The following is a 12,956-nucleotide window of genomic DNA, read 5'->3' on the forward strand; positions in this document are numbered from 1 at the left end:
AAGTTCACTGAGCTCTCAACTTAATCTTGGGGGTTTAATTTTGGGGGTGTAGGTGACGCAGCCAGGCATTGACGTTGACCCGAATTCGCTGCCCAACCTGTAAGAGGCGGTGCAGGTTTTCGGCAGAAATGTCTCGGCAGTCTTCTTGGGGCCAAGCTGGGCAACGCGGGCCAATTTGACGCTCCAGCGCTGTCAGATAGAGCTCTTGCAGGCGATCCAAGTTGATGGGCAGGCGCAGGTCTGCAGCCAATTGCAGCCATTCTTCCAGGTTGTAGAGCTGTTCGCCGAAGGTCTCCGGCTCAAAAGCGTGGGCAAGGTGCCACATCCCCCGCTGTAGGAGCCGATCCAGAACCCGGGCTGCCTCTTCCCGCCGCAACTGACACCCCAACTGCTCGGCCTCGCGCACAATTGCCCGCAATTCCAGCAGGTGATCCCGCTTGCCCTCTTCCATTTCCATCGCCCGCAAACTGGTCAACAGGCGTTGGTTGAGGGTGATCTGAGCGGCAGCCAACAACTCTTCCGGGATCGGCAGGCCGTCGGCCCGAAAGGCCATCAAGACCCCGTAATTGTCCAGGTAGGTTTGGCGGTAGAGCTGGGCCAGGCGGTCTAGGGTATCTTGAGTGAGCCAGCGCATCATCTGCTGCCGATCTTCGTCGTCGAGGGCGTTCAAGTCGAAGGTTTCCGGCCCAAATAGGTCTTGCAGGGTCAGGATCATCTGTATCCGACTGTGGGATCCGGCCAGCAGCCGCGCTTTTATCTGCTCGTAGATGCGCCGCCCAGCAAACGGCTTGACGCCACATTGAAAGTCCCAGCCGCCAAGGTGGAGCACGGCGTAGATTAGATCGTGCTCTTCGCGGGTGGTGGGAAAAGTGAGCTTCACCCGCCCGATAGCCAGTGTCGACCCGCCTATCGTCAGGCGCTCTTGATCCACTTGATCCAGCACATATCCTTGGGAACGGGGGATCCCGTTAAACAGGGAAAACATGGCGTGCTGAGCCACCAGCCGCTGCGGGCTGATCAAGCTGGGGCGCACCAAGGCGCAATAGACCCCCTTGCCGTCTCTGTAGAGGTCGAGGTTGCTGGGGGCCTTGCTCAGGCGCTGCAAAAACTCCTCTTCTAGGTTGACATCCGCCACTGCTGCTGCCAACTGGATAGCCCGTGCCGCGTAACGCAGGATCTGCACCCCTTCAGGACGGGATAGCTCCTCGAAAAACCAGCCACAACTGGTGAACATCAACTGGCTGTAGCGCTGCATCTCCAACAGGCGCAGCACTTGCACCCGATCTTCGGCGGTGAGGCGGTGGCTTTGGTGCTCCTGCAAAAAGGCATCGCAGCGCTCCCGATCCAAAATCACCTCGATGTAACGATCCCGCGCCAGCCAGGGATCCCGCAGGTAGGCTCTGGCTTCTGTCTCGTAGATCTCGGCTAGCTGATCCCGCAGCCAGTTGAGGGCCTCCCGCAGCGGTTGCCGCCAGCGTTGGTGCCACCCTCCCACCGCTCCACAGCCACAGTCTCGCGACCACCGTCCTACCCCGTGGGCACAGCTCCAGGCGGTGACCGGTTTCAGTTGCACCTCCCAAGTGGGGGGATGTTGGCTGAGAAAATGGCTGTAATTGCCCACCTGCCAGCCCCGGCGGGGAAATTCCTCGCAAAAGGCATAGGCCAGTGTGCGTTCTACACCCCGCTTGTGGTGGCCAAAAGTCTCGCCATCGGTGGCACAGTTGATCAGATAGGCTTCCCCCTCTTTGTCCGGGCGCAGAGCGGAACGGATCCGCTCCGCCAGAGAGTGGGTGCTGTAGACGATATCCCCAAAGCCCAAGTCACGGGAAATGGGGCCATCGAAAAAGAAAATATCCAAGTACCCCTCCCGATCGGGGGTAAAGCAGCGGTAGGGCCGACGGGGATCGATCTGGCCTTGGCTAACGTCGATCCACTCCGTTTGTCCCAAGGGGCGAATGCGCTGCGCTTGGCTGGGGGCCAAAATGACGAAGCGGATCCCACATTCGACCAAGGCTGTGACCGTTGCTGCATCAATGGCGGTTTCGGCCAGCCACATCCCCTGGGGATGGCGCCCAAAGCGGTGTTGAAAATCGGCAATTCCCCAGCGGATCTGGGTGTACTTGTCTCGCTCGTTGGCCAGGGGCAGGATGACGTGGTTGTACACTTGGGCAATGGCATTGCCATGACCCTCAAGCCGCTCGGCGCTGAGACGGTCGCCGGCCAAAATGCGTTGGTAAACTTCAATGTCATGCTCCTCTAACCAAGAGAGGAGAGTGGGGCCGAAGTTAAAACTCAGGAATTCATAGTTGTTGACAATACGCACCACCCGTCCTTGGTCGTCCAGAACGCGGGCAAAGGCGTTGGGGCGGTAACATTCCGCCCAAATGCGTTCGTTCCAGTCGTGAAAGGGGCTGGCGCTCGGCTGTCGCTGAATGCGGTTGAGGCAGGGATCCTCCCGAGGCGGCTGATAAAAATGGCCGTGCAACACCACGTACGGCCGCGCAGAGGAAAGCTCAGCAGCACCTGCCGGAGAAGGAGCCGCTTGCATCGGCGGGTCGGAGACCAAATCGCTGTGCCCTGACTGTGCCGCTGGCCTATCGGAATTTTTGGAGCCACTCGGCATCATGAGATTACACTCCTTTTAGAGGCCTCCAACTGGGTTACAGGGGAAGGCAATGTTAACTTAAGTTCATATCCATACGTTACAGCGATCCCCGATCTGCAACGGTGAATGTAAAAGATTCAGTTGGAAATTTGACAGGGAACAAACATCGGTCAGTAATCTTTGCGTTTTCCTCACAACAGAAGGGATCCCGGGACTTAGCGGGTGGGGGTCGATCTGCCGGTGGCCATTTCCCACGCCGAACAACCCGTTTGAGGTCAGGCCCCCATTGGAATCCCGGTGGATCCCCAGCTCGAACTCACATTCCGGTCCAGTGCCACCAGGCCCAGCCCAGCCCCACCAGCAGCGCCGTTATCCCATAGAGGGATCCCACCACCTGCACCTCCGACCAGCCCCCCAGCTCCAGATGGTGGTGCAAGGGCGACATGCGCAACAGCCGTCTGCCTGTGCCGGTTTTGCGTTTGGTGTATTGGAAGTAGCCCACCTGTAGCATCACCGACAGCGCCTCTGCCACCAGCACTCCCCCCATCAGGGCCAAGGCCCAGAGCTGATCCCCCAGCAGCGCCAACCCGGCCAGAGCGCCCCCCAACCCCAGGGATCCGGTATCGCCCATGAACAGCCGCGCCCGGTGGTGGTTGTGAACCAGGAACCCCAAGCAGGCACCGCTCAGGGTGAAAGCCAACACCGATAGCTCTGGATCCCTGTGAAGGAGCCCCAGCCCAATCAGCAGGATGGCCACCACCCCTGCCGCCAAGCCATCCATGCCATCGGTGAGGTTTACGGCATTATTGGTGCCCACCAACACAAACAGGGCCAAGGGCCAGAACAGCCAGCCCAGAGAGAGGGTGCCTATCCCCGGCAAGGTCAGACTGGTCGGGATCCCCTGCCAGGCCAGGTAGACACAAAACCCAAGGGCAACTCCCACCTGGAGCAACAGCTTGTGTTTGGGAGACAACCCCTTGTTGGATTGCTGTCGGATCACCAGCCAATCGTCCAGCCAGCCGACAAAGCTGTAGGCCAGCGTGAGCAGCGCGACGGCCAGCCAATGGGGATCCCAGCCGTTCGCGTAAGCGGGCCGTAGGCCTTTCCAGATCCCGGCCACCAGTAGCCCCACGGGCAAAAAGCTAATCCCGCCCATGGTGGGTGTGCCTGCTTTTTTCTGGTGGGATTGGGGCCCCTCCTGGCGGATCACTTGCCCCGCCTTCCAGCGCCGCAATCCGGGGATGAGCAGGGATCCCAGCAGGGCCGAACCCAACGCGCTCAATCCAAAAGGAACAAACACCTGGGGGCGGATCCCAATCACAAGGGTCGAGAGGGCCAAACCCAGCCCCAGCGAGAGCGCCATCCCTCCCCACTCCGTCTCTTCCACCTCCAGATCGGGAAGTGTATCCGCATCCACCCTTTCTGAACCCCTCACACCCTCAACCTCTAGACTTCAGAAAACTCCGGCAGGCAGAGCCCAAGAAAACTCTATCCTGCCAGAGCCCAGAGGCGAAAGTTAGTTGAGTGGGGATCCCTTCAATAGGGCCACTTCCAGTTGCGCACCTCCGGCAGATCTTCTCCATGCTCGCGGATGTAGTGTTTGTGCTCCACCAGCTTGTCCCGGATAAGCTGCTGGACGTGATCCCGCCGGTACTTGAAGCGATCCACCCGCTCCAAGACGTCGTTGGCCAAGTTAAAGCGATCCACCTGGTTGAGAACGCACATGTCGAAGGGGGTGGTGGTGGTGCCCTCCTCCTTGTAGCCGCGCACGTGCAAGTTGTGGTGGTTGGGGCGACGGTAGGTGAGGCGGTGAATCAGCCAGGGATAGCCGTGGAAGGCAAACACGATGGGCTTGTCGGGGGTGAAGATACTGACAAACTCCTTGTCGCTGATGCCGTGGGGGTGTTCGCCGGGCGGCTGCAGCTTCATCAAGTTCACCACATTCACCACCCGGATCTTGATGTCCGGCAGGTGCTGCCGCAAAAAGTCCACCGCCGCCAGGGTTTCCATCGTCGGCACATCGCCGCAGCAGGCCATGACCACATCCGGCTCTGAACCCTGATCGTTGCTGGCCCATTCCCAGATGCCCAAGCCCTGGGTGCAGTGCTTGATGGCCGCATCCATATCCAGGTACTGCAGGGCCGGCTGTTTGCCCGCCACGATCACATTCACGTAGTGGCGACTGCGCAGACAGTGGTCGGCCACCGAGAGCAAAGTATTGGTATCCGGGGGCAGGTAGACGCGGATGATTTCGGCCTTTTTGTTGACCACGTGATCCAGAAAGCCGGGATCCTGGTGGCTGAAGCCGTTGTGATCCTGCCGCCACACGTGGGAAGTCAGCAGGTAGTTGAGGGAAGGGATGGGCCGCCGCCAAGGAATGTGCCGGGTGGTTTTCAGCCACTTGGCGTGTTGGTTGAACATGGAGTCCACCAGGTGGATAAAGGCTTCGTAACAGGAGAAGAACCCGTGTCGCCCGGTCAGCAGATAGCCTTCTAGCCAGCCCTGACAGACGTGCTCGCTGAGGATCTCCATCACCCGTCCATCGGGGGAGAGGTGCTCGTCGCAATCGTAGATGGGAGCTACCCAGGTGCGGTCACTGGCCTCAAACACAGCATCCAAGCGGTTGGAAGCCGTCTCGTCGGGGCCAAAGAGGCGGAAGTTGTGGGGGTTGAGCTTCATCACATCCCGCAGAAATTGCCCCAGAACTCGGGTGGCTTCGGCTTCGGTGGTGCCGGGGCGGGGGACAGGGACAGCGTAGCGACGGAAATCCGGCATTTTCAGCTCCCGCGTCAGCAGGCCGCCGTTGGCGTGGGGCAAAGCCCCCATGCGTTTTTCCCCTTTGGGGGCCAGCTCTTGCAGCTCCGGCAGCAGACGGCCATTTTCATCGAAGAGTTCTTCCGGCTTGTAGCTGCGCATCCAGTCCTCCAGAGCCTTGAGGTGCTCCGGTTTTTTGGCCAGATCCGCCAGGGGCACTTGGTGGGAGCGCCAGAAATCTTCCACCTTTTTGCCGTCCACCTCTTTGGGGCCGGTCCAGCCTTTGGGGGTGCGCAGGATGATCATCGGCCACTGGGGACGAGTGGGATCCCCTTTGCTGCGGGCATGCTGCTGGATTTCTTGGATCTCGTGGATCACCGTGTCCAAAGTGGCGGCCATCAACTGGTGCATCTGGGCCGGCTCGGAGCCTTCCACAAAGTAGGGCTTGTAGCCGTAGCCCACAAACAGGCTTTGCAGCTCTTCACGGCTGAGGCGGGCCAAAACGGTGGGATTGGCGATCTTGTAGCCGTTCAGGTGCAGAATCGGCAGCACTGCTCCGTCGTGGATGGGGTTGAGGAACTTGTTGGAATGCCAGGAAGCGGCCAAGGGGCCGGTTTCCGCTTCTCCATCCCCCACCACACAGGCCACCAGCAGATCGGGGTTATCAAAGGCAGCCCCAAAGGCGTGGGCCAGGGCATAGCCCAGTTCTCCCCCCTCGTGGATGGAGCCAGGGGTTTCCGGAGCCACGTGGCTGGGCACGCCGCCGGGGAAGGAGAATTGCTTGAACAGCTTGCGCATGCCTTCGGCGTCTTGGCCGATGTTGGGATACACCTCGCTGTAGGTGCCTTCCAAGTAGGTGTTGGCCACCAGAGCAGGGCCACCGTGGCCGGGGCCGGTGATGTAGAGGATGTTGAGGTTTTCCCGTTTGATGATGCGGTTGAGATGCACGTAGATGAAGTTCAACCCGGGTGTGGTGCCCCAGTGCCCCAGCAGGCGTGGCTTCACATGTTCCAGTTTTAGGGGTTCTCGCAGCAGCGGGTTGTCCATCAAATAGATTTGCCCGACCGACAGATAGTTGGCGGCCCGCCAGTAGGCATCCATTTTGCGAAGCTCGTCGGCGGTGAGCGGTTTTGTCGAGAGCTGTTCTGCCAGAACCATAGCTGTACCCCATAGGTATCTCTACTCCTATGGTGATCCGGGTTTGCCCAATTGCCGGGGGATCTTGGGATTCCTTTGGATTTGGCTCATTGGGTGAGCGGTAGGCACCTGTTACCACCACCAGGGCTTGATCGGGGTGCCGTCGGGAAAGATCAGGCCGGCAATCCGGGATCCGCTGTGCTTTAACCCTTCGATCTGAGCTCCTTCCAGGTTGGCTTGGGTTAGGTTGGCCCCGCTGACATCGGCCCGCCGCAGGTTAGCCCCCTGAAACTGGGCCTGACGCAGCTCGGCGCCGCTGAGATTGGCCCCTTCCAGGTCGGCATTTTGCAAGTTGGCCCCCCGCAAGTCCGCCCGCTGTAGGTTGGCTCCCCCCAAGTCCGCTCCCTCCAGGTTGGATCCGCGCAGATCGGCCCGGTTCAGATCCGCTCCCCTCAGCCGGATCTGACAGAGCACCAGTTCTCGCAGATCGGCTTTGCTCAGGTCTTGGCCGGAGAAATCTTGCCCCTGTCCCCCCCAGTTTTGCAACTGCCAAATGTGGCGCACCCGTTCTTCCAGGTGGGTCTCTTCCGAAAGCTGGGATCCCCGCAGGCTGGTGCCGCTGACCTTGGCCCCTCTGAGGTCGGATCCCCGCAGGTCGGCTCCCTGTAAGTCGGCTCCGCTCAGCTTGGCCCCTTGCAAATCCGCTTGGCGCAAATCCGTTTGCCGCAGCCGGGCGCCGTTGAAGTTGCAAAAGCGCAAGTTGGCCCGCCTCAGGTTGGCCTCCCACAGGTTGATCCCCCCCAGCCGTGCTTCTTGAAGGTCGGCTCCCTCCAGGTCTGCATAGGCAAAATCCCGCTCCCCCCGCCGATAGGCCACGATCACCCCTTGCGCTCCCCCCACCGGGCGAAAAGGGCTGTAGGTGCGACAGGCCCGTTCTGCCTCCGGCTGGCCAAGCTGAGACAACAGCCGCCAAGCTGCCAAGCGGACTGCCCAAGAGCTATTGCCGGCGAGGGCTTCAATGAGTTCGGCCAGGCCCGCCGACCCGTACTGCAGCAACTGGGGCAGGGTGGCCAAGCGCACGGCTTCATCGCTGTGGGTGAGTCGTCTCCGCGCCCCCTCGATACCTCCCAACACCAAGGCGTGGGCAGGGGCGCTCCCGGTTGCCGTTTGCCCCCCCAACACCAGATCCCAAGGTTGGGGCCGGGATCCCTGGCCAGTTCTGACAGCCGGCTGAGGCTTACCTACCATGGGCAGATCCCGATGAACCTGGCTTATAGCCAACGCCCCACCACCACGCGGATGGTGCCATCCTCCAGCACTTCTTCGGCCTCGATGGTATAGCCCTGCTCACGGGCTGAGCGCAGCAAACTTTTGTGGGCGTAGCGCTGCAAAATCGGCTCCAGGAAGGTCTTGGGATCGATGCCCGCCCCCCACAGATCGGCCACCAGCTCGTAGTGATCCCCGTTGCGACGAAACCCGATGTCGAAGCCATTCTTTTGCCGGATCACCAGATCGGCGCGGGTGCGGTTCCAGAGATAGCCCCGCAGGCTGGCATTCCGCTGCACAGCGTAGCCCAATTCCTTCAGAGTCTCTTCCAGGAGATCGGCGTCTTTGATTTGCACTTGCAGGGTGGTGAAGTGAGACATGGCCCTTCCAATCCTTTGACCGATGGAGACCGGATCCTCACTATAAAGCGCCCTTGGGGTGGTGGAAGAAATGTAAACCATCCTGCGGTGGGTTGAGCGAGCGGAACGCAGCTCCCCCTTTCTCCCGCAGGAGTGCAACACACCCTGGAGGGTCGCTGGGCTGGCCTGACCTGCCTTCTTATGTAGGCGCGCGCTGCGGCATTCGCGATAGCGGTACGGAGCACCAAGGCTGAGGCATCCGCGCCTGGCGTGTTCGGTAACACAGAAATCTTGGATCTACATCTAGCGTCTAAAGTCAAGAATTGACGATAGTCTCCACTATTTTTGGAGGCAGCAGCAAAAATCTGTCCCACAGGGATCTGTTCTCGTCTGTCTCCGGCTGGAATTGCCGGCGATGAGGTACCAAACCAGCCCCAAGCCGTTCCAAAAACCCGCCGATGACCCTTGCTGTGCCTTGCCAAGTAAGCTTTTCCGATGGCTCTGCGAACAAAAATACTCATCTCTAGTCCCACAAATTGGATGAAAAAATTGCTTTTTTGTCTCTTGAAGATCTCTTGAAGATCTGATTTGGTACCAAAAACTGGTCAAGCAAGTGGAATAATTTTTTCAATCTATCTAGAACTTAAGATTGAGTTTATAAAATAGTTGATCTCTTCCCTCCTACTTAAGGTAGAGTTACTACTCAATAAAAAAGGACTTAAAGCACTGCCGGTAGTGTCTAGTGAAGCGGCCTCAATAAATTTAGTGAGTCAAACACCGAGTTCTGGATTAGATTTTTCGAAGTCAAAGCCTTTACGAAAAGGCTTTTGTGCTGGTATGAATAAGGTGCTGTTTGCAGAAAGGTCAGCTTCGTGTGTAGGAAGAGGGCCCGATGCAGCAGGAGAAGTAGAGATTCTGACAGGACATGAATTTATGGTGTGGGGTTTGATATGTCAGAAAGTCTTGACTTGCAAGATGCGGTGGGGCGTTTCTTAAAGACGATTGGCCGCTACTCGTTGCTCACCGCTGAAGAAGAGCTCCGCCTGGCTCACCAGGTGCAGCGGATGGTGACGCTCTTGGAGCAACGGCAGCCCCATGAGTCTGTGGAAGGTTGGAGCCAGCGGCTGGGGATCCCCTTGGCAGAGCTGCAGCAGATCCTGCGGCAGGGGGAAGCAGCCAAGAAACGAATGGTGGAGTGTAACCTCCGCTTGGTGGTGTCGATTGCTAAGCGCTATCGCAATCGCGGCTTGCCGTTTCTGGATCTGATTCAGGAAGGCACCATCGGCCTCACCCGCGCCGTGGAAAAGTTCGATCCCACCCGTGGCTACAAGTTCTCCACCTATGCCACTTGGTGGATCCGGCAAAGCGTGAACCGGGGCATCCAAAACAAGGGGCGGATGATCCGTCTGCCGGCCCACATGTACGAAAAGGTCTCCCAGGTGAAGCGGCGCTACCGCGAGTTATCTGCCGAAAGGGGATCCCGTCCCCAAGCGGAAGAAGTTTTTGATTCTCTGGATATTGGCGATAACTACCGGGAGCTGATCACCCGCCACATGGCAGAGATGCGTTCCTTGAATGTGGGGGTAGGGGATGAAGACGGCACCGAGCTGCAGCACTTCATCCCAGATGAAGACAACGACCCTGTTGAACACCTAACCCAGCTTGCCCGTCGAGAGGAAGTCCGCGCGCTGGTGGGCCAACTGAGTGAACGAGAACGACAGGTGATCGTGGCTCGCTATGGGCTGGATGGATCGAGGGGCCTAACGCTGCGGGAAATTGGGGAGCACATCGGCCTTTCGCGAGAGCGAGTCCGACAAATTGAGCGGCGGGCCTTGCGGAAATTGCGGCGGCTGCAACAGGAATACTCCACGCCCAAAGCTGCCAAACCCTGGGTTAACGGGAACCTGTAACCGTTTGCGTCAGCGGTGCGCAGCACTGTAGAAAGGTTTTTTCACCACTTCGGCAGGCTGGCGCTGCCCCCGAATTTCAATTTCCAGCCGGGATCCCACCTTGGCCCAAGCCGGAGCGACATAGCCTAAGCCAATGCCATAGCCCAAGCTGGGAGAATGGGTGCCGCTGGTTACCCGTCCGATCGGCTCAGGGGAGTTGGGAGCGCAGATGGCATAGCCGCTGCGGGGAATGGCCGGATGCAGCATGCGGAACCCCACCAGTTGGCGAGGGATCCCTTGCTCCCGTTGGCTTTCGATGGCGGGCTTGCCGATGTAGTCCCCTGGGTTGTTCACCAACCAGCCCAAGCCGGCTTCTAAGGGAGTGGTGCTCTCGTCCATGTCCTGCCCGTAAAGATGGAAGGCAGCCTCCAGGCGCAGGGTATCGCGGCAGCCCAGCCCACAGGGTTGTACGCCGGCCTGAATCAGTTGCTCCCAAAGGCGGATGCCGTCTTCGGGGCTGAGCATGACTTCAAAGCCATCTTCTCCGGTGTAGCCAGTGCGGGCCACGAAGATAGACTCTCCCAAGGCTCCCGCCGCTCCGGCAAACTGACCGTGCTGAAACCGGCGCAAAGCCTTCAGGGATCCCTCCAAAAAGGGCTGGAGAACCTGTTCGGCTGCCGGCCCCTGCACCGCCAACAAGACCCGAGTGTCGGAGTGATCCTGAAGGTTGACTCCGGGGATCCCTTGGAAGTGGTGGTTGAGCCAATCCCAATCCTTCTGCCGGGTAGCTGCATTGACGATCACGCTCCAGTGCTCCAGCTCACCCTCCGGTGGATGCCGGTAGAAGATGACATCATCCAAAATGCCCCCCAGTGGATTGAGCAGGACGGTGTAGCGACCGGATCCCACAGGAACGGCGCTCAGATCGCTGGGAACCAGACGGCTGAGGTGGGATCCCAGCTCCGGCCCCCAGAGGGTGAACTTGCCCATGTGGGAAATGTCGAATGTCCCCACCCTCTCCCGCACTGCCCGATGTTCTGCTATCACTCCCCGATACTGCAGCGGCATTTCCCAGCCGGCAAAAGAGACAAATCGCGCCCCCAAAGCTTGATGAAGGGAGAACAAGGGGGTGCGTTGCAGAGGCGTTTGGCTCATCAAGGGATCCTCAGCGGTCTAAAGACTAAAAGGTCAAAGACTAAAATAAGTGCAGCATCGCCCATTTCTCGGAGCTTGTGCCATGCGCCTTCTCCACACCATGATCCGCGTCGGCAACCTGGAGCGCTCCCTGCGGTTTTACCGAAAAAACGCCGTAAAGCCCTGCCCTTGAGGGTAGGGATGTAAGGCGCAGACCGTTTTATCCCTTCAGGAACGCTGTTCGCGGTAGCGGTGCGTAGCACTTTAAAATAGCAATATGTTGGTCAGAGAAGCCAAGCTGCTCAACGGCACAGCAGAGCAGTACCAAGCTCTGGATGAAGCCATTCGCACTACGCAGTTTGTGCAAAACAAGTGTCTACGGTACTGGATGGATAACCGGGGCGCGACCAAAGCGGTTCTGTATTCCCTCTGCAAGGACTTGGCCAAAGAGTTCCCCTTCGCCCGCCAGCTCAACTCTGCCGCCCGTCAAGCTAGTGCCGAAAGAGCTTGGTCTGCCCTCTCCAACTTCTACCGCCGTTGCAAGAACAAAGAGCCAAGGAAAGGCTATCCGCAGTTCAAGAAGAACTGTCGGTCGGTCGAGTACAAGCTGTCCGGCTGGAAGCTGTCTCCTGAGGGCATGTCCATCACGTTCACCGACGGCTTCAACGCAGGAACATTTGCCTTGTACTGCAATGGTGAGGCAAGACACCATATCCTAAACTCCAAAATCAATCGGGTGCGGGTGATACGCAGGGCAGATGGGTACTATGCCCAGTTCTGCTTGGATGTGGAGCGCAAGGAGCAGGGAGAATACACAGGCAATGTTATTGGCATTGACTTGGGCTGGAAGGCTTTCTACACCGACCAGAACGGCAACTCTGTAGAGTGTCCAAAGTTTCTCAGACGCAGCGAAAGGAGGTTAAAGCAGCACCAGCGCAGATTAAGTCAGTATCGGGAGGAATACACAACTTCACTTGCCTTGTGATATAATAATGTGATATAATAATACTGCGGACACCAGAAACGGTTGTTTAAGGCACTGGTAACGGTCGATTGGGGGTGTCGTAAACCATCCCAGAGGTCCGTGGTTAGTTTACTAACTGCAGGGCTACTAAAAGCCTACTCTGTACCGCGAAGCAGTCAGGGTCGGGTAGTTTACTTGGCGGATCCCCCTACAGTCAACTGGCCCAGCACGTTGATATCGAAGGTGAAATTAATTGTCACCGAGTTGCCCTCGTAAGCCTCAGGCAGCGGCAGGAAGGGAGCTGCCCTCTGGATAGCCGTCAGCGCTGCATCGTCTGTTTGTTGGCTGCCGGACGTGCGCCCCAGGCGAATGCTCTGCAGATCGCCAGCTCGACCCACTGTAAAGATCACCACTGTGCGGCGCGAGGTACCGGTCTGCCCAGGTATCCAATTTTGCTCCACTTTCCGCTGCAAAGCGGCCAGCCAAGGACCCCAATCCACATTGGCCCGCGCTGCCACACTGGGGGGATTGGGAGCGGATTGGGTGGGGTTGGCCAATCCACTAGCTCCACTGCCCTGGATCCCGGCTCCATTGCTGGGAGCAGAAGCGCTGACCGGAGGTCCCAACTGGGAAGAGTCAGAGGGCCGCTGGGCGGGAAGAACCTCTGTCACCGGTTGCGGAGCGGGCGGAACGGGAGCCAATTGGCTGGGATCCGAAACCCGCTCGCTTGGCTGCACGGGCAAGGGCTCCGCAGTTGGCGGGGGAGTGGGCCTTGGGGAGGGAGCAGCCGCCACAGGCGGTGGAGTTTGGGTCGGAGTAGGTCTGGGGACAGGCGTGGGAGGGGGCGG

9 protein-coding genes are annotated in these 12,956 nt (G+C 58.9%); 2 read left to right on the forward strand and 7 right to left on the reverse strand.

What is annotated here, in order from left to right; genetic code table 11:
• Positions 1-34 precede the first annotated feature (34 nt).
• The 5 genes from NW828_RS04645 to NW828_RS04665 all read right to left on the reverse strand — a co-directional run bounded on the left by NW828_RS04645 (position 35) and on the right by NW828_RS04665 (position 8,142).
• Positions 35-2,626, reverse strand: a complete 2,592-nt coding sequence (locus tag NW828_RS04645) for a DUF3536 domain-containing protein (RefSeq protein WP_414329859.1) — start codon at positions 2,624-2,626, stop codon at positions 35-37.
• A gap of 295 nt (positions 2,627-2,921) precedes the next feature.
• On the reverse strand, positions 2,922-3,968 hold the full coding sequence (gene mraY / locus NW828_RS04650) for a phospho-N-acetylmuramoyl-pentapeptide-transferase (RefSeq protein ID WP_414381964.1): 1,047 nt from the start codon (positions 3,966-3,968) through the stop codon (positions 2,922-2,924).
• A 173-nt stretch (positions 3,969-4,141) separates the two neighbouring features.
• A complete protein-coding gene (locus NW828_RS04655; protein WP_414381950.1) occupies positions 4,142-6,517 on the reverse strand; it encodes a phosphoketolase in 2,376 nt (791 codons plus the stop codon).
• 111 nt (positions 6,518-6,628) lie between these two features.
• The gene (locus tag NW828_RS04660; protein WP_414381952.1) at positions 6,629-7,744 is read right to left on the reverse strand and encodes a pentapeptide repeat-containing protein; all 1,116 of its coding nucleotides are present in this window, start codon (positions 7,742-7,744) and stop codon (positions 6,629-6,631) included.
• Between the two features lie 23 nt (positions 7,745-7,767).
• Positions 7,768-8,142, reverse strand: a complete 375-nt coding sequence (locus tag NW828_RS04665) for a DUF1257 domain-containing protein (RefSeq protein ID WP_011432773.1) — start codon at positions 8,140-8,142, stop codon at positions 7,768-7,770.
• A gap of 929 nt (positions 8,143-9,071) precedes the next feature.
• On the opposite strand from NW828_RS04665, the gene NW828_RS04670 reads away from it, so the two are divergent.
• Positions 9,072-10,031, forward strand: a complete 960-nt coding sequence (locus tag NW828_RS04670; protein WP_011432772.1) for a sigma-70 family RNA polymerase sigma factor — start codon at positions 9,072-9,074, stop codon at positions 10,029-10,031.
• A 9-nt stretch (positions 10,032-10,040) separates the two neighbouring features.
• Here the strand turns inward: NW828_RS04670 and gcvT are convergent, their stop codons facing one another.
• Positions 10,041-11,165: a glycine cleavage system aminomethyltransferase GcvT gene (gene gcvT / locus NW828_RS04675; RefSeq protein ID WP_414381955.1), complete on the reverse strand. Its 1,125-nt coding sequence runs from the start codon at positions 11,163-11,165 to the stop codon at positions 10,041-10,043.
• A gap of 256 nt (positions 11,166-11,421) precedes the next feature.
• Here gcvT and NW828_RS04680 point away from each other — a divergent pair, with 256 nt between their 5' ends.
• Positions 11,422-12,129, forward strand: coding sequence for an RNA-guided endonuclease InsQ/TnpB family protein (locus NW828_RS04680; RefSeq protein WP_414381957.1), 708 nt, complete (start codon positions 11,422-11,424; stop codon positions 12,127-12,129).
• A gap of 170 nt (positions 12,130-12,299) precedes the next feature.
• Here the strand turns inward: NW828_RS04680 and NW828_RS04685 are convergent.
• Positions 12,300-12,956, reverse strand: a 657-nt coding sequence (locus NW828_RS04685; RefSeq protein ID WP_414381959.1) for an energy transducer TonB, incomplete at its 5' end; no start/stop codon positions are given.

Origin of the sequence: Synechococcus sp. W55.2, assembly GCF_047461635.1 — a bacterium.
In the GTDB taxonomy this organism is placed as follows: Bacteria; Cyanobacteriota; Cyanobacteriia; order Thermostichales; family Thermostichaceae; genus Thermostichus.

Bases quoted from the DNA above. Each gene is read 5' to 3' on its own strand.
- NW828_RS04645 (WP_414329859.1), bottom strand. From the start codon at position 2,626: ATGATGCCGAGTGGCTCCAAAAATTCCGATAGGCCAGCGGCACAGTCA.
- mraY (WP_414381964.1), bottom strand. From the start codon at position 3,968: ATGGCGCTCTCGCTGGGGCTGGGTTTGGCCCTCTCGACCCTTGTGATT.
- NW828_RS04655 (WP_414381950.1), bottom strand. From the start codon at position 6,517: ATGGTTCTGGCAGAACAGCTCTCGACAAAACCGCTCACCGCCGACGAG.
- NW828_RS04660 (WP_414381952.1), bottom strand. From the start codon at position 7,744: ATGGTAGGTAAGCCTCAGCCGGCTGTCAGAACTGGCCAGGGATCCCGG.
- NW828_RS04665 (WP_011432773.1), bottom strand. From the start codon at position 8,142: ATGTCTCACTTCACCACCCTGCAAGTGCAAATCAAAGACGCCGATCTC.
- NW828_RS04670 (WP_011432772.1), top strand. From the start codon at position 9,072: ATGTCAGAAAGTCTTGACTTGCAAGATGCGGTGGGGCGTTTCTTAAAG.
- gcvT (WP_414381955.1), bottom strand. From the start codon at position 11,165: ATGAGCCAAACGCCTCTGCAACGCACCCCCTTGTTCTCCCTTCATCAA.
- NW828_RS04680 (WP_414381957.1), top strand. From the start codon at position 11,422: ATGTTGGTCAGAGAAGCCAAGCTGCTCAACGGCACAGCAGAGCAGTAC.